General features: G+C 69.7%; 13 protein-coding genes. 7 read left to right on the top strand and 6 right to left on the bottom strand.

Going from position 1 to position 16,081, the window contains the following annotated elements; translation table 11 throughout:
• Together C503_RS0100455 and C503_RS0100450 are read right to left on the bottom strand one after the other, a co-directional pair.
• The gene (locus C503_RS0100455) at positions 1-1,356 is read right to left on the bottom strand and encodes an aspartate aminotransferase family protein (RefSeq protein WP_018680222.1); all 1,356 of its coding nucleotides are present in this window, start codon (positions 1,354-1,356) and stop codon (positions 1-3) included.
• Positions 1,353-2,354, bottom strand: a complete 1,002-nt coding sequence (locus tag C503_RS0100450) for a beta-ketoacyl-ACP synthase III (protein WP_026315850.1) — start codon at positions 2,352-2,354, stop codon at positions 1,353-1,355. Before C503_RS0100450 ends, C503_RS0100455 begins: the two co-directional genes overlap by 4 nt.
• A gap of 323 nt (positions 2,355-2,677) precedes the next feature.
• Between C503_RS0100450 and C503_RS37155 the strand changes: the two genes are divergently transcribed.
• Positions 2,678-4,453: an nSTAND1 domain-containing NTPase gene (locus C503_RS37155; protein WP_018680220.1), complete on the top strand. Its 1,776-nt coding sequence runs from the start codon at positions 2,678-2,680 to the stop codon at positions 4,451-4,453.
• A gap of 331 nt (positions 4,454-4,784) precedes the next feature.
• Here C503_RS37155 and C503_RS0100435 read toward each other — a convergent pair whose 3' ends face one another.
• Positions 4,785-5,450: a class I SAM-dependent methyltransferase gene (locus C503_RS0100435; RefSeq protein WP_211222289.1), complete on the bottom strand. Its 666-nt coding sequence runs from the start codon at positions 5,448-5,450 to the stop codon at positions 4,785-4,787.
• A 673-nt stretch (positions 5,451-6,123) separates the two neighbouring features.
• Here C503_RS0100435 and C503_RS0100430 point away from each other — a divergent pair.
• Genes C503_RS0100430 through C503_RS0100405 form a run of 6 tightly spaced genes read left to right on the top strand, consistent with a single transcriptional unit; the run spans position 6,124 to position 12,031 of the window.
• Entirely contained in the window at positions 6,124-7,290 is a 1,167-nt protein-coding gene (locus C503_RS0100430; RefSeq protein ID WP_018680218.1) for a radical SAM protein, read from the top strand.
• 3 nt (positions 7,291-7,293) lie between these two features.
• Positions 7,294-7,554 (top strand): acyl carrier protein, encoded by a 261-nt coding sequence (locus C503_RS0100425; RefSeq protein WP_018680217.1) that lies wholly within the window; start codon positions 7,294-7,296, stop codon positions 7,552-7,554.
• Positions 7,551-8,831 (top strand): hypothetical protein, encoded by a 1,281-nt coding sequence (locus tag C503_RS0100420; protein ID WP_018680216.1) that lies wholly within the window; start codon positions 7,551-7,553, stop codon positions 8,829-8,831. Before C503_RS0100425 ends, C503_RS0100420 begins: the two co-directional genes overlap by 4 nt.
• Positions 8,821-9,780, top strand: a complete 960-nt coding sequence (locus C503_RS0100415; protein ID WP_018680215.1) for a phosphotransferase family protein — start codon at positions 8,821-8,823, stop codon at positions 9,778-9,780. The genes C503_RS0100420 and C503_RS0100415 overlap by 11 nt, the downstream gene beginning before the upstream one ends.
• Complete coding sequence (locus C503_RS0100410) at positions 9,780-10,823, top strand: glycosyltransferase family protein (protein WP_018680214.1); 1,044 nt, start codon at positions 9,780-9,782, stop codon at positions 10,821-10,823. The genes C503_RS0100415 and C503_RS0100410 overlap by 1 nt, the downstream gene beginning before the upstream one ends.
• The gene (locus C503_RS0100405; protein WP_169514471.1) at positions 10,823-12,031 is read left to right on the top strand and encodes a condensation domain-containing protein; all 1,209 of its coding nucleotides are present in this window, start codon (positions 10,823-10,825) and stop codon (positions 12,029-12,031) included. Before C503_RS0100410 ends, C503_RS0100405 begins: the two co-directional genes overlap by 1 nt.
• Before the next feature lie 102 nt (positions 12,032-12,133).
• Here the strand turns inward: C503_RS0100405 and C503_RS0100400 are convergent, their stop codons facing one another.
• The 3 genes from C503_RS0100400 to C503_RS0100390 are packed head-to-tail and all read right to left on the bottom strand — an operon-like array spanning position 12,134 to position 16,076.
• The gene (locus C503_RS0100400) at positions 12,134-13,804 is read right to left on the bottom strand and encodes a DUF885 domain-containing protein (RefSeq protein ID WP_018680212.1); all 1,671 of its coding nucleotides are present in this window, start codon (positions 13,802-13,804) and stop codon (positions 12,134-12,136) included.
• Positions 13,804-14,844, bottom strand: a complete 1,041-nt coding sequence (locus C503_RS0100395) for a MupA/Atu3671 family FMN-dependent luciferase-like monooxygenase (protein ID WP_018680211.1) — start codon at positions 14,842-14,844, stop codon at positions 13,804-13,806. The genes C503_RS0100400 and C503_RS0100395 overlap by 1 nt, the downstream gene beginning before the upstream one ends.
• Positions 14,844-16,076, bottom strand: coding sequence for an MFS transporter (locus C503_RS0100390; protein WP_033400022.1), 1,233 nt, complete (start codon positions 16,074-16,076; stop codon positions 14,844-14,846). Before C503_RS0100390 ends, C503_RS0100395 begins: the two co-directional genes overlap by 1 nt.
• Positions 16,077-16,081: the final 5 nt, after the last annotated feature.

Genomic DNA, 16,081 nt, shown 5'->3' with positions numbered 1-16,081 from the left:
TCAGTCCTCCGCGGTGATGGCGTCGAGGGACTCCGCGACGGCGGCCGCGAAGAAGTCGATGTCGGTCTCGGTGGTGCAGGTGGACACGCAGCCCATGCCGCGCGGCGCGATGATGGCGCCGCGGTTGAGCAGCGCGAGGAACAGCCGGTGTTGCTTGGCCGCGTCGACCCCGCGGACGTCGCGGAACACGCGGACGTCGGTTACACCGACGTGCAGGTTGAACAGCGAGCCGACGCCGGTCACGGTCAACGGGACCAGCGAGCCGGACGCGGCCTTGGCGACCCGGGTGCGCAGCAGTTCGCCGTGCGCGTTGAGGTCCGCGATCGCGGCGGCGTCGAGCTTGCGCATGGTGGTCAGGCCCGCGGCGAGGCTGAGGGCGTTGCCGGTGAAGGTCCCGCCCTGGTAGAGCGCGGGGCCGCCGGAGCGGGCGTCGTAGACATCGGTGCCGCCGCGCGGTTCCAGCAGCGACATGATGTCCGCGCGGCCGCCGTAGGCACCGATCGGCAGGCCACCGCCGACGATCTTGCCCATGGTGGTCAGGTCGGGGGTGACGCCGTAGTGCTCCTGGCCGCCGCCCGGCGCCAGGCGCAGGGTGATCACCTCGTCGAAGACCAGCACGATGCCCAGCTCGTCGCACACCGCGCGCATCGCGGCGAGGTAGGCGCGGTCGGCGGGGATCATGCCGCCGACGCCCAGCACGGGTTCGAGGACGAGCGCGGCGAGGCGGTCGGCGTTGGCGCGCAGGACGGCGGTCGAGGCGTCGATGTCGTTGAACGGCAGCACGATCGTGTCGTGCAGGCGGGACTCGGGGATGCCCGCCATCTCGGCCACCGAGTTCGGCGCGTGCGCCGCCCCCGCCTTGTCCGCGGGCGGCCGGACGCTGATCATCACCTCGTCGGTGGTGCCGTGGTAGCCGCCCTCCGCCTTGGCCACGGCCGGGCGGCCGGTGAACGCCTTGGCCAGGCGCAGCGCGAACATCACCGACTCGGTGCCGGAACCGGTGAACCGGATCCGCTCGATCGACGGCACGCGCGCCACGATCAGCTCCGCGAGCGCCTTCTCCTGGGTGCGGGAGAACGAGTGCGCGGTGCCGGAGGTGAGCTGCTCGGCCAGTGCGCGGGTCACGTCCTGGTCGGCGTAGCCGAGGGGCAGGGCCGTGTAGTTGGCCAGGAAGTCGCGGTAGGTGTTGCCGTCGACGTCGGTGACCAGCATGCCCGCGCCGGACTCCAGGTAGACCGGGTGCGGCGGCCAGGAGTTGAGGCTGCGGGTCGCGCCCGCCGGGATCATCGCGCCCGCGGCGACGAAGTGTTCGCGGGAGCGCGCGGTGCGCTTCTCGTAGTCGGCGATGACGGTCATGACGGGTTTCCTCCCCAGGTCAGCAGTGCGGTACCCCAGGTCATCCCGCCGCCGAACCCGGCGAGCAGGATCCGGCCGCCGGGCCGGGGGCGGCCTGCGGCGACGGCGTGGTCGAGGGTGATCGGGATGGACGCGGCGCCGGTGTTGCCGAACCGGTCGACGGTGACGGCCAGCTGCTCGGGCAGGAAGCCGATCTCCTTGCACACGTCGGCGAGCACCCGGGCGTTCGCCTGGTGCGGCACGAACAGGTCGATGTCGGAGACGGTGAGGTCGCGGTCGGCCAGCGCCTCGGCGACCATCGCGGGCAGGCGCTCGCCGACGAACTCGCGCACCAGCCTGCCGTTCATCTTGAAGAAGTGGTCCCCGGCCGCGACGGCGGCCGCGCTGGCCGGGGCACGGCTGCCGCCGCTGGGGATGTGCACGTAGTCGTTCTTGGTGCCGTCGCTGCCGAGCCGGGTGTGGTCGATCCGGGCGGCGTGCTCGGACCTGCCCAGGACGACCGCGCCCGCGCCGTCGCCGAACAGCACGCAGGTGCGGCGGTCGCGGTAGTCCAGGATGCGCGAGTAGGTGTCCGCGCCGATGACCAGGGCGTGCCGGACGGCCGGGTCGCAGCGCATCATCTTGTGCGCCACGTCGAGCGCGTAGACGAAGCCGGTGCACACGGCGTCGAGGTCCATCGCGCAGCCGCCGGTCACGCCCAGGTTCGCTTGCACCTGGCAGGCGGTCGCGGGCAACGGCAGGTCCGGGGTCGAGGTCGCCACGATGATCAGGTCCACCTCGGCCGCCCGGACACCCGCGGCGGCGAGTGCCCGGTCCGCCGCCCGGGTGGCGAGATCGGAGGTGGCCTCGTCCGGCGCGGCCCGGCGGCGTTCGTGCACGCCGGTGCGTTCCATGACCCATTCCGGGCCGATGTCCAACGGGTGCGCCAGTTCCTCGTTGGTGACTACTCGGTCGGGCACATAGCTGCCGGTGGCCAGCACGCCCAAATGGCCTCGCATTACCTTGTCCCCCGATGTTCGTGCGGGTCTTTCGCGCGGTTTGCCCTCGTCTTCCGGCATCGGTCCATGGCCGGGGATAGGCGCATGCCCACCTGCTTCCGCTTGTCGTCTTAGTGCCCGAACGGGCGATTGCTGAATGATCCTCATAACACGGAGTTCACCTGCGGTACACGCACGGACCGGTTCGGTCCTGTGTTCGCTCCGTGGTCGCGATCCATGTTCCGGTCTACTCCAAGTGGGTTGTCCGGTGTCGGTCGGTGGACGCCGGACAACGGTGTTCGGACAATGAGGGTGCTCGACTGACCTGGAAGGGGGGCCAGGCCGTGCCTCGTGCCGAGCGGCCGCTGGAGGGCGACGACATGGTCCACGACTTCGCCGCCGACCTGCGGAGACTGCGGGAGCGGGCGGGCAGGCCGCCGTACCGACTGCTGGCCAGACGGGCGCACTACTCGTCCTCGACGCTGGCCGACGCGGCCGCGGGCCGTCGGTTGCCGAGCCTGGCCGTCACCCTGGCGTACGTGCGGGCGTGTGACGGGGATACGGCTGACTGGGAGACCCGCTGGCGGGCCGCGACGGCCGAGATGGCGCCTGATTCCCCGGCGGGCAATGAGCCCGCCGGATGGCGGGGGCCGTATGCGGGATCGGCGGCATTCCAGGCCGCAGACGCCGAATGGTTCTTCGGCCGGGAACGGCTTGTCGAGAATGTGCTGAGGCAGGTGCGGACGCGCCGGTTCGTCGCCGTTCTCGGCGCGTCCGGATCGGGAAAGTCCTCGCTTTTGCGGGCCGGAGTGTCACCGCGACTGGCCGATGTACGGCCGTCAGTGCTGATGACGACCGGTCCGCATCCGATCGAGGAATGCGCCACCCGGATCGCGGCGGCGGGGCGTCGGTCGGCGGTCGAGCTGGCCGCGGAGTTGCGGCGGGATCCGCGGGCGCTGCACCTGAGCGTGCTGCAGGTGTTGGCCGATCAGCCTGCGGACGTGGAACTCGTGCTGGTGGTGGACCAGTTCGAGGAGATTTTCACGCGGTGCGCGGACCCCGGCGAGCGGGCGTCGTTCATCGCCGCGTTGGTGACGGCGGCGTCGGCACCGAACAGCCGCACGCGGGTCGTGGTGGGCATGCGCGCCGATTCCCGTGAGCGCTGCGCCGAACACCCGGAACTCGTGGCCGCGATGCGGGGTGGTCAGGTCGTGGTCGCGCCGATGACCGCCGACGAGCTGTGGCAGGCGATCACCCAGCCCGCGGTCCGCGCGGGGTGCACGGTGGAGGGCGCGTTGCTGGCACGGGTGATGGCGGACGTGTGCGGGCAGGCGAACGTTCTGCCGCTGGTGTCACGGGCGTTGCAGGAAACCTGGCGGCGACGGCGGGGCAACACGCTGACCCTGGCCGGATACGAGGCGGCGGGCGGCATCCGGCACGCGTTGGCCCGGACCGCCGAGTCCTTGTACAGCGCGTTGCCGGGCGAGCAGCAGCGGCTCATGCGGAACACCCTGCTGTCGCTGGTCACGGTCGACGCGAACGACGAGCCCGCTCGCCTGCGAGTCTCCCGTGGCGAACTCGCCTGCGGTGATCTTGAGACGTTGGTGAGCGCGCGCCTGGTCGCCCTCGACGCGGACACGGCCGAGATCACCCACGAGTCGCTGCTGCCTGCCTGGCCACGCCTGCGCGGCTGGATCGACGAGGACCGCGCGGGACTGCGGACCCGCCGGGAACTCTCCGACGCGGCCGCCGCCTGGGAGCACGCCGACCGTGACCCCAGCCTGCTCTACCGGGGCAACCGCCTGACCGCCGCCCGCGACCACGTCGAGGAGAACCCACCGCCCGGCGACCGCATCCAGACCTTCCTCACCGCGTCGACCCACCGTCAACGCCGCACGACCCGCCTGCACCGCGCCGCCATCGCCGCCTTCGCGATCCTGACCCTCGTGGCGGTCACCCGGCGCGGACGTCAGGCCGCGCCGGGCACGACATCGAACACCTCGACGGCGTCCGGGCGGGCGGCCAGGAAGTGGTCGGCCATGGATTCCCGGGCGATGTTCACCTCCCAGGATTCACCCCCGACCGCTTCCAGCCGCACCACCAGAGCGTCGCCCGAATAGCCGTCGAACCGGCCGTCGACCACCTGCACATCGGGCGTGGTGTGCCGGAGCAGCTCCCAGGTGCTCACCCCGTCGGCCGCCTCGACGACATCCTCGTCACCGGCGCCGTCGAACTCCACAAAGGAGTTCCGCCACCGCAGGGCCGCCACCTCCGGGCCCAGCTCCAACAACAGCCACGCCAACGGTTTCGCGGCACCCGCCACCCATGAGTCCACTGTGAACAGTCGCACGCCAGTCCTCCCCCGGTCGGGACCAGGATAGGCAACGACCCCGCCCGGGGCGGAACGGTTTTCGGGTAGCTCCCGACCGACGGACAAGCCGACGCGGCAGGTTATCGCTCCAGTTGGCGGATGGCCACCAGGGACTTGGTCAGGCCTGCGACCTTCTCGTGCCAGATGAAGGAGTCGGGGAAGAGCAGGCGCATCTCGGACAGGGAGAGCAGCTCGCAGGCCAGGGCCGCGTCCAGGGCGCCGTGGTAGTCGAGGTTCGAGTGGCCGAAGGGCCAGTGCGGGATGACCTTCGCGCGCAGGTGCGGCGGCAGGAACTGCAGGCCGGGGAACACCCAGTGCGGCTCGACCGGGAAGTACCGGTAGGGGGTCTGCACCCAGTGCCGGGGCGCGGACGAGCGAATCACGTCGGCCAGGCGTCTTCGCGCGGTGTAGCCGCCGACGTGTTCGATGAGGCTGTTGGAGACGACCAGGTCGAAGGTCTCCGCGCCGAGGCCGGTCGGGCCGCAGGCGTCGTCGACCAGGTGGCGCAGCCAGGGGCCCGGCGACTCGGCCTCGACCAGGTTCACCGTGGTCACCTCGGCCGGGCGGACCGAGGCGTTGAGCCAGAAGCCGGGCAGTCCGCCGAGGTCGAGCACGCGCATCTCGGCCAGGTCGGGGAAGCTGAGCAGCAACCGGTCCCACCGCTTGGCCCTGGCCCGCCCGGACACCGATCTGGTGTCGTCCGGGTTGTTCAGCTTCTGCTTCAACCGCTGGCTCAGCGTAGCCACATTTCCCCCTGCACCGAAGAACTCCACCGGGTGTGGATCACAGACCACGTCGCCGCGCGCGGCTCACCCGTTCCGGGACACCAGGCAATCCACCCATTCGGCGCAAAGTCCAATAACCGCTACCACCGTGACCAATGCGCAACAACCTGCTCGGTGCAATATGCAGGTCAGCCGAGGTATATTCCCGAAAAACCTTCCCGGACCTACCGAGAGTACGTCGGACTGCGCTGTCCGGTGGCCGAAGGTCGTCCGACCCGGTGAGCGAACGCGGTATCGAGGCGACCCGACCGGCCCAATCGGGCCGGTTACCCCATCCGGCGTCCGGCGATGTCCGACACCACCGGCCGCGCGGATCGGTCGCCGCCCACAAGCGGCCGCCGTTTTCGGCCACATGCGGACATGGCAATGTGACAGGAGCAGGATGTGATGGTAGCGCCGATGATCGCGATTGTCGCCACCGAACGCGGAGAACGTTCGGCACCGGACGATCGGCCGGACAGCAGACCACATGCGACGTCCGGCCCGGTCCATTCGCGGGCCCGCGACCGGACATCCGCGCCCCTGCGGGACATTCCGGCGGCGTCCACCCCTATACCGGACAAGGGGTGCCGGGATTCCGGGGGCGGACCTACCGTGAGGACGAAATCCATCGTCCGGCGACGGGTGGGAATCCATGCGGCCGATTACGACGCGGAAGCTCAACGCCAAGGAATTCGCGGACATCAAGCACACGGTGGCGATCCGATCCGGGGCGCGGAAGAACGTGCTGGTCGATCCGGAGTACGCGACGCCGTTGCCGCAGGAGATGTGCCTGCAACTCACGTATCGGTGCAACCTGCGGTGCAGCCACTGTTACCAGTGGAACGAGCAGGGGTTCTTCCGGGACTTCAGTCCACAGCGGCAGCGGACCGAACTCGGCGTGGAGATCGTCGAGAGCCTGCTGTCGACGACGCGGGCGAAGCTGTTCCTCTGGGGCGGCGAACCGATGATGCACAGCCGTTTCCGGGATATCGCCGATTTGCTCGTGCGGTATCCACGGACGGTCACCATGTGCACGAACGGATTGCTGTTCAAACGCCATCTCGACGATCTGCTGCGGATCGGCGAGCATCTCAACCTGCTGGTCAGCCTGGACGGGCTCGGCGCGGACCACGAGGCGCTGCGCGGGAAGGGGACGTTCCGGCGCACCGAGGACAACATCCGGCGGATGCTCGACCTCAAACGCGACGGCGGTTTCCTCGGCGAGCTGTCGCTCAACTGCATGGTCTCGCACATGACCGTGGACAAGATGTACGAGTTCATGGAGTGGGCCGAGGAGCTGGGCGTCAACACGGTCTACTTCCAGTTCCCCTGGTACATCAGCCCCGAGGTCGCGGCCGCGATGGACCGCGTCTACGCCGAGTCCTTCGCCTGGCTGCGGCCGGACACCGGGACGGCCAAGCCGACCTGGCACTCCTACACCTACCGGCTGCCCGAGGAGTGCCTGCCGGTGCTGCGCGAGTCCATGCGCCGACTGGCGAGCCGGGCCTGGCGGGTCCGGATCCGGTATCAGCCGCAGCTGGACGACGACGAGATCGACGACTTCATCCTCGGTACCTCGCGGCCCGCGCAGCGTCGGAGCAAGTGCCTCGCGGTGTCGAACCGCCTGGAGGTGCACGCCGATGGCAATGTCAGCTCGTGCAAGTTCTTCCCCGAGTTCGTGGTCGGCAACCTCTATCACACCGAGGTCGGGGAGCTCTGGCAGAGCCGGTCGTTCCGGGAGGTCCGCCGGATCCTGTCCGCCACCGGCATGATGCCGGTCTGCTCCAAGTGCATCCTCCTCTACCTCAACGGAGTGTGAGCAGTGTCCGATGTGGAATCCCGGGTCAAGCGGGTGCTGGTCGGCGTGCTGGCGAACGGGACGACGGTGGCCGAGGTCGGGTCCGGCGCGGATCTCGTCGAGGAGTTCGGGCTGGACTCGCTGCAGATGATCGCGTTCCTGCTCGGCATCGAGGACGAGTTCGGCCTTGAGCTGGACTACGAGAACCTGGAGCTGGACGACCTGCGCGCGATCGGCCAGTTCGCCGGATACGTCGAGCGGCTGACGGCGGTGACGTCGAGTTGACCGCCCGCCGGACCGCGCACCTGGGCACCTTCGACACCGAGCGGTGGTGGCGCCCGGCCGATCTGGCCGAGCTCCCCTCGGCGCGCTCCGAGCAGACCGCCCCGATCGGCATGACCGAGCTGCTCGGAGCATTCTGCGCGCCCGGCGACCTGCTGCTCACCCGGCGGCCGGTCGCCGCCGGGGTCCGGGAGAGCCTCGCGGCCTGCGGGATCGAGTTCGACCACCGCGTGGTGCCCGGCGACCAGGCGGACACGCTGGAACGGCTCGTGCTGGCCGACCCGGGGGCACTCGACCTGGTCGGCGGCTGCTCCGGCCTGTCGCCCTACTCGGTGCTGGACGACACGGTCGCGCTCGCCGCCCGCTTCGGGTGGGATCGCTCGTTCCCGGCGGCGGACGTCGTCGCCGAGGTCAACTCCAAGTCGTGGTCCAACGAACTCGTGCGCGAACTCGGCCTGCTCGGCGCCGGGCAGGCCGTGCGTTCGCCGGACGAGCTGGCCGCCGCCGTCGCGGGCATCCCGGGTGTCGCGGTGGTCAAGGACCCGTTCGGGGTGTCCGGGCGGGCGATGCTGGCGGTGCCGACCGACGGAGTACTCCGAGCCATCGTCCGCACATTGCGCGCGCAGGTCGTCCGGGGCAGGCGGGTGGAGCTGATCGTCCAACCGAAGTTCGACAAGCACCTCGACTTCTCCGCACACCTGATCATCGCCCGGGACGGCGACTCCCGACTGCTCGGCGCACAGACCATGACGAACGAGGGGTTCCGGCACATCGGCTCCGCCCCGGCCGAGCCTGCGCTGATCGCCGCACTGCGCGAGCGAGGTTATTTCGACGTTCTGGAGAAGGTCTCGGAGCGACTGGCTCGGGCAGGCTATTGGGGCCCGGTCGGGGTGGACTCCATGTTGCTCCGCGACGGCAGCCTGGTACCGGTCCTGGAGATCAACGCCCGGCAGTCACTGGGCCTGCTCACCCTGACGCTCGACGAGCGGGTGCGCGCACACGGGCTGCGCTGCCACCTCGCCCAGCTGACCCTGCAGGTCCCGCGCGGCCTGGGCATCGACACCCTGGCCGAGGTCCTACGGCGGCGCGGGATCCGGTACGAGGGCGGTGCCCGACCTGGAGTCTGCCTGCTCAGCGGCAGCGCCCTGGCCGCACCCGGCGGCCGGGTGTACTGCGCGCTGATGTGCGCGCCCGCGGACGTCGGAGCATTGCGGCACCGGCTGCTCAGTGCGGTGGTGGCCACCGGCATGAGCGTGCGAGGTACCGCCGATGCAGCCTGACTCCGTGCTCGACCGCCGGGCAGCCATCCTGGCCGCCGCCCGGATCGCCCCCGACCTGGTGAAATCCGCCACCCGCCTCGGCAACACCACCTTCAACACCGCCTACCGCGTCCGGCTCACCGACGGCTCGGGCCTGCTGGTCAAGATCGCCCCCGGCCCCGACACGCCGACCATGGCCTACGAGCACGACCTGCTCCGCACCGAGGCCCTGTTCTACCGGACCGTCACCGCCCCGGTCCCCCGCGTCCTGACCGCCGACTTCTCCCGCCGCGTCATCGACCGGGATTTCCTGGTCATGACCGAACTCCCTGGCGACAGCTGGCACGACCTCGGGACCCGCCCCGACCACGACCACCTCCGACACCAGCTGGGCGGCATCGTCGCCGGAGTGCACCGATCCACCGGCACGACGTTCGGCTACCCCCACGGAGAGCAATCCAGCACCTGGCGCTCCGCGTTCCTCGCGATGGTCGAGAGCATCCTGCGCGACGCCGACCGGTTCGCCGTCACATTGCCCCGACCGGCCGACCGGATCCGGGGCCTTCTCATCGACCACGCCCACGCGCTCGACGAGGTGACCACACCGGTCCTGGTGCACTTCGACCTGTGGAACGGCAACATCCTGCTGGGCCCGCACGGCATCACCGGTCTCATCGACGCCGAACGCGCCTTCTGGGGTGACCCACTGGCCGACCTGGCCTCCCTGACGCTGTTCAGGGACCACATCGACGAGCCTTTCCGCACCGGCTACCTCGACGCAGGCGGCACCCTCCGCACCGACCAGGCCGCCACCCGGCGGCTCGCGATGTACCGCTGCCACCTCTACCTGATCATGCTCGTGGAGACCGCGCCCCGTGGGCACGTCGGCCCCGAGCACCGGCCGATGACCACCCTCATCGGCAGGCACCTGGTCCGGGCCATGGCGGCCCTCGAACCGAGGACGGTGTGATGATCCAGATTCTCACCTCGGGCGTGGCACTCGGCGTCCACGTACCCGGCCTCCTGCTCGCCGACCGCCTGCGCGAACAGGGCTGTCGGGCCGAGGTCAGCGTCATCGAGCGGCTCCTGCCCGCAGGCAAGCTCGCCACCACCGCCGACATGAAATGGGCATTCCACCGGGACTTCCGGTTGGCCAAGGCGGGCCACCGCCTCGCCACCGACCCGGCCGCTGCCGCCGACGAGCAGGCGGTGCGGACGCTGCTGGAGAGGTGGCAGCGCGACGGCGTCACCAGAATCGTCGTCTGGTCCGGCTTCTGGCTGCCGATCGTCCGCCGGTACGTGTCCACCTACGACAGTTCGGTGCACGTCGACATCTGCCACATCGACTCGATGGTCTCCCCGTCCTTCCGCCGAGGCGGAGACATCGAAGCCGACCACGTCTTCATGATCGACGGCACCCACCGCTCCATCCCGTGCAGCGTCCCGGTCAGCCCGCGCCCCCCACTCCCCTGGCCCGACCGCGAGCGGTTGTACGCCCACGGCGGCGGCTGGGGCATGGGCACCTACCGCGAACCGATCGCCGATCTGGCCGCGCACGGGTTCGCCCTCGACATCCTCGCCTACGAGCCGGGCGACATCGGCGAACTGCCTGACGCGCGATACTTCATGATGGATCCCGACTGGCACCCGTGGTTCGACAACGGCTATCCCCCGTTCGGCGAAGTCCGCGACGGCGCGATCCAGTACACGCGCGGTTCGGGATCTCCCGGTTCGTTCGAACTGACCCGCTCCGCGATGGCCATGGTCAGCAAGCCCGGCGGCGGTACCCTCCTGGACTCCCTCTGGTCGGCCACCCCGGTCGTCCTGCTCGAACCGCTGGGCGAGGCCGAGGCATGCAACGCCGGACTGTGGCAGGAACTCGGTTTCGGCGTGTCCTATGCGGACTGGCGAGCGACCGACCATTCCGTCGATGTCCTGCGGCGCCTGCACGAGAACCTGATGCGAGCGCTGCCGGACATCCCCGACTACTCACGGACTTTGGCGGTGGCATGATGGCCGGGGAGCTGGTTCGGCCGGTCTCGATCTTCCAGCGGTGGATGCTGGAGGCGGCGCGAGAGATATCGTGGCTGTCGGGACCGTGGTTCACGATGAACGCGGTGGTCTCGGTGACCGGACCGTTCGATCGTCGCGTTCTTGAGACCGCACTGGCGGAATTGCTGCGGCGGCATGAGGTGTTGCGAACCCGGGTCGTCGAGGATGACGGCGGGGCCGTGCAGGTGGTGTCGGGCAAGATCAAGGCCGTTGTGCAGGATGGGGACGGTTCGCTGCATGCCCCGGTCGACGCCGGGTCACCGGTGGTGGTGCGGTTGGTCCGGGTCGGGGCAGGCGAACATCTGCTGTACCTGCACCTGCACCACATGATCGCCGATCCGGAGACCGTATGGAGTGTGCTGAACGAGTTGGGCGCGTTGTATACAGCGTATGTGAGTGGTGGCGTGTTGCCGGATGGGCCTGCGGCTCAGTACGGGGAGTATGCGGAGTTCGAGGAGGAACAGAGTCGGTCCGGGGTGGAGGCCGCTCGACGGTGGTGGACCGAGGCGATCGTGGGGCACGAGTTCGGGGCGGTCCGACTCGGGGGTGCGCCGTATGCGTATCGGGATGTGTTGTTGAGTCCTGGGGAGCTGTCGGCGGCGCATCGGGTGGCTCGGGGACATCGGGGGACGATCTCGACCACGTTGTTCGCGGCGTTGGGATGCGCGATGCGGTCGTATGTCGGGGATAGTCGGATCATGTTCACGACGGTGTTCAGAAAACGCGATCGTCCTGAGTGGAGGAACGTGTTCGGGCCATGCATCCTGCCCGCTTTGGTCCCGTTGCCCGCGCCGCCCTCGGTGTTGGATGTCGAGTATGGACAACGGGTGCGGGACACATTACTCGGCTGTCAGCGGCACTGCCGGTTCGATATGGGGGAAGTCAGGGGGATGACCGAGTTCGAGCCGATGAACGGGATGCCGTTCTTCGAGTACGTGCCGGACCGGTGGCCGAGTACCGTGCGGTTCGGCGAGGCGATGGCCTGTGTGGTGAACGCGGCGGGGCCCAAGGATCTCGGGGACGCGAGCGGGTTCGTCATCCGCGCGCGGGAGAACAACGATGGCGCGTTGTCGGCGCATGTCAGCGGTGATGCGTGGGGCGAGGAGACTGCTCGGAAGATCCTCGGCGGGCTGGCCACTCAGATCGACCAGGCCATGCAGCCTGCCTGAGGCCAAAGCGGCGCATTCAGAACTCTGCCGACAGGAACGGGATCCCACCTCCGTACGCGGAGATGGGATCCCGTTCCTGTCAGAAGGTGGCGGAGCTGGAACTCAGATGGCGGCGAGTCGGACCCGCAGGGTGTCCAAGCCCATGGAGCCCATCTCCAGCGCTCGCATGTGGAAGTCCTTCAGGTCGAACGCTTCCCCATGCCGCACCCGGGCATCCTCGATAGCGGCCAACCACAGCCGCTCCCCCAACTTGTAGGACGTCCCCTGTGCGGGCCATCCCAGGTACCGATCCACCTCGTCCCGGGCCAACGGCTCCGGCACCGTGGTCCGCGTCAGGAAGAACTCCAACGCCAACGCCGGAGTCCACTTCTCCCCCTCGTGGAACCCGGTCCCGGCGGGGATCGCCAACTCCAGATGCATCCCGATGTCCAGGATCACCCGGGTAGCCCGGTACAGCTCATCATTCAGCGACCCGAACACATCCCCATCCGAGGACACATAGCCCAACTCGCGCATGAGCTTCTCCGCATAGAGAGCCCATCCCTCACCATGCCCATACGCGAACGCCAACAGCCGCTGGTACTTGTTGAGTCGTTCCGCCTGGTACACAGCGGTGCCCAGCTGAAGGTGATGCCCAGGCACCCCCTCGTGATACACCTGCGAGATCTGCCGCCAGGTCGGAAACACGGTCTGACCGGCAGGCGCGATCCACCACGTGCTCCCCGGCCGCGAGAAGTCATCGGTCGGGGCCGCGTAGTACTGCCCGATGGAGCCACCCGGAGGTGCTTCGCGGACCTCGAAGCGCATCAGCTCGTCCGGGATGTCGAAGTGGACACCGCGCAGGTCCTGGAGCGCCTGGTCGTTCGCTGCCTGCCACCAGCGGCCGTACTCCGCGCGGCCCTCGATCAGGTACCGGGGGTCGGCGTCCAGGACGGCGGCGGCCTCGGTCAGGGAAGCGCCCGGCTTGATCCGACCGGCCAGGGCGAGCATCTCCTTCTCGATGCGCGCGAACTCGTCCCAGGCCCACTCGTAAGCCTCGGTCAGGTCGATCCGCGCGCCGAGGAACTGGCGGGACCACAGGGCGTAGGTGTCCGCGCCGACACCGTCGCGGTCCGGGGCGCCCGGGGCCACGTTGGCGCGCAGGTGTTCGGCGAAGTCGGCGAAGGCCTCGCCTGCGGCCTTGGCGTTGACCTCCAGCTCGGCGGCCAGGGCCGGGCTCACCAGGTCCGTCGCGCCTCGGATGAACTTGGGGAAGAAGCCCTCGCCGCCGGTGCGGCCCGCCCAGGTGTCGCACTGGCCCGCGATCTTGCGGAGTTGCCGGGCCGACGTGGAGGTACCCCGGTCCACCGCGCGGCTGAGCGAGGCGCCCAGGCCCGCCAGCGCGAACGGGACCTTGGCCATCCGTTTGGCGATCCTGGCCCAGTCCTCGGCGGTGTCCGAGGACATCAGGTCGAAGGTGATCCGGATTTCCTGGATCGGGCTGTTGATGGTGTTCACGCACGCCTCGTCCAGCCCGGCCGCGTGCATGTCCAGCTCGGTGCCGACGCGCTCCTGGAGGACCTCGCGGGCCAGCTCCTCCGCGTCGTCGGCGGCGGGGGCGTCGGCGATCTCACGCAGGGTGCGGGCGCGCAGTTCGCCCCTGGCCTGATAGCCCTCCGGCGAGAAGTCGGTCATGTCCTCGTCGTGGCCGGGGATGCCGAGGTAGCTGCCGGTCAGCGGGTCCAGCGCGGCGAACTCCGCGATGTAGCGGTCGGACAGGGCGTGGACGTTCATCAGGCCTTCTTCGCGAGGAGTCGGAGTTCGTTCAGGTGGTGCAGGCCCGCCAGGACGTGCTTGGGGTCGACGCCGAAGTCGATCAGGCAGGCGAGCTCGTCGACGCCAAGGTCGCGGGCGCGGTCGACGACGCGCAGGGCCTTGGGGACGGTGCCGAGGAGGCCGCCGTCCTCGTAGTAGCGGTCGAAGGACCGGCTCACCAGGAAGTCGATCTCCGAGTCGCGCAGCTTCGCCGGGTCGATCTTCTTCGCGCCGGGCAGCTGCGAGCCGAGCAGGAGGTTGATCGAGCCGCGCAGGTAGTTCGACAGCGGTTCGCGGACGGTCTCGCGGACCTGGTCCTCGTCGTCGCCCAGGAAGGTGTGCACCATCAGGACCACATGGCCGGGGCTGCCGTGCTCGGCGGCGGCCGCGCGGTATTCGGCGATCTTGTTCGCCAGTTCGTCGAGGTCCTGGCCGAGCAGGTGGGTGAGCAGGCCGGCGCCGATGCGGCCTGCGGCGCGGAAGGTGTCCACGCCGCCCGCGCTGGTGATCCAGATCGGCAGCTCGCGCTGCACCGGCGGCGGGAAGATCCGCACCTCGCTGGTATTGCCCACACCGTCCACAGCGGACATCGAGTCGCCGCGCCACAGGCCGCGCAGCTGTTCGGCGTAGTCGATGACCAGCTTGCGGCGGTCGGGGTAGTTCTCCGGGCGCAGCACGTAGTCGGTGGCGTGCCAGCCGGAGGCGAGCGAGATGCCCGCGCGGCCGCCGGAGATGTTGTCGACCACCGACCACTCCTCGGCGATCCGCAGCGGGTGGTGCAACGGCGCCACCACGCTGCCCGCCCGGATGGCGACCCGCTCGGTCACCGCCGCGACGGCGGCGCCGGTCACGGCCGGGTTCGGGTAGATCCCGCCGAACGGGTGGAAGTGCCGCTCGGGCGTCCACACCGCGCTGAAGTCGTGCTCGTCGGCGAAGCGCGCGCCGGACAGCAGCAGGTCGTACCTGGCCGTGTCGAGCGCGCAGTTGTCGTTGGCGAAGTAGAACAGGCCGAAGTCCATCAGCTGGTCACCGCCTTTTCCGCGATCTTGGAACGGGCCGCCACCCTGGCGACGGAGGGGGCGAGCAGACCGGCGACCGCCAGCAGCGCGCCGAGCACCAGCCAGCCGGGCCAGCCGACGCCGACGATCAGCCAGGTCACCACGATCGGGGTCACCATGTTGCCCAGGTTGGAGGTCATGCCGAAAAAGCCCTGGTACTGCCCGTGCGCGTGCTCCGGGGCCAGCTCGTAGGCCAGCGCCCAGGAGCCCGCGCTGTAGAGCAGCTCGCCGATGGTGTGCACGACGGCGCCCAGACCGAGGAACACCACCGCCAGCCACGCGGGCTGACCGGCGGCGAGCGCGAACAGCGCGCAGCACACCGCGAGCGACAGCCCGCACCGTTGCAGCGCCCGCGCGCCGCCCTCGATGGTCTCCGCACCCTTGCTCGCCCGCACCTGCAGGGCCACCACCATGGCGGTGTTGAGGATGAGGACGCCCGAGTAGACGACCGGCGGGGCGTTGGTCTTCTCCGAGATCCAGATCGGCAGCGCCACGAGCAGGATGCCGACGTTCATCACCAGCACGGTGTTGAGCAGTCCGAACACGGCGAACGGCTTGTCCCGCAGCACTTCCCAGCGGTGCACGCCCTCCGGCCGCTCCACCCGCTCGACCTTGGGCAGCTTGAGGTAGACGAACGCGCTGGCCGCGTACAGCACCGCGCAGCCGAGCAGCAGCCCGACGTAGACCGGCCGGGTGTTGAAGGTGAGCGCGAGACCGCCGAGCAGCGCGCCGAGGGAGAACCCGATGTTGTTGGACGAGCGGGTGTAGGCGCGCGCGGTGATCCGCTGGTCGTGCGGCAGCGCGGCGGCGACCAGCGCGGCCTCCGAGGAGTGCGCGCCGGACTCGGCCATGTACACCAGGCTGGCCACGATGGTGAACCCGACCGGCTCGTCGACCAGCACGTAGCCGCCGATGAGCACGCCCTGCACGACGTGGAACCCGATGGCCGCGTTGCGCGCGCCCAGGACGTCGGTCAGGTGCCCGGCGGGCACGCTGATCAGCATCTTCAGCGCGGCGGCGATGGTCAGGCCGATGCCGACCGAGGTGCCCGCGATGCCCACCGACTTGGTGAAGAACAACAGCACGACGGTGAGCAGCATGCCGTTGCCGACGCCGTGCGCGAGGTTGGCCGCGACCAGCACCCGGATCGGGCCGGGCGGCGGGTAGACCTGCCGGACGAGGTTCGTCACCATGGCTT

Source organism: Actinokineospora enzanensis DSM 44649 (assembly GCF_000374445.1).
Taxonomy (GTDB): domain Bacteria; phylum Actinomycetota; class Actinomycetes; order Mycobacteriales; family Pseudonocardiaceae; genus Actinokineospora; species Actinokineospora enzanensis.
Note: the sequence above shows the minus strand (reverse complement) of the source record. Positions and strands in the feature narration are given on the sequence as shown.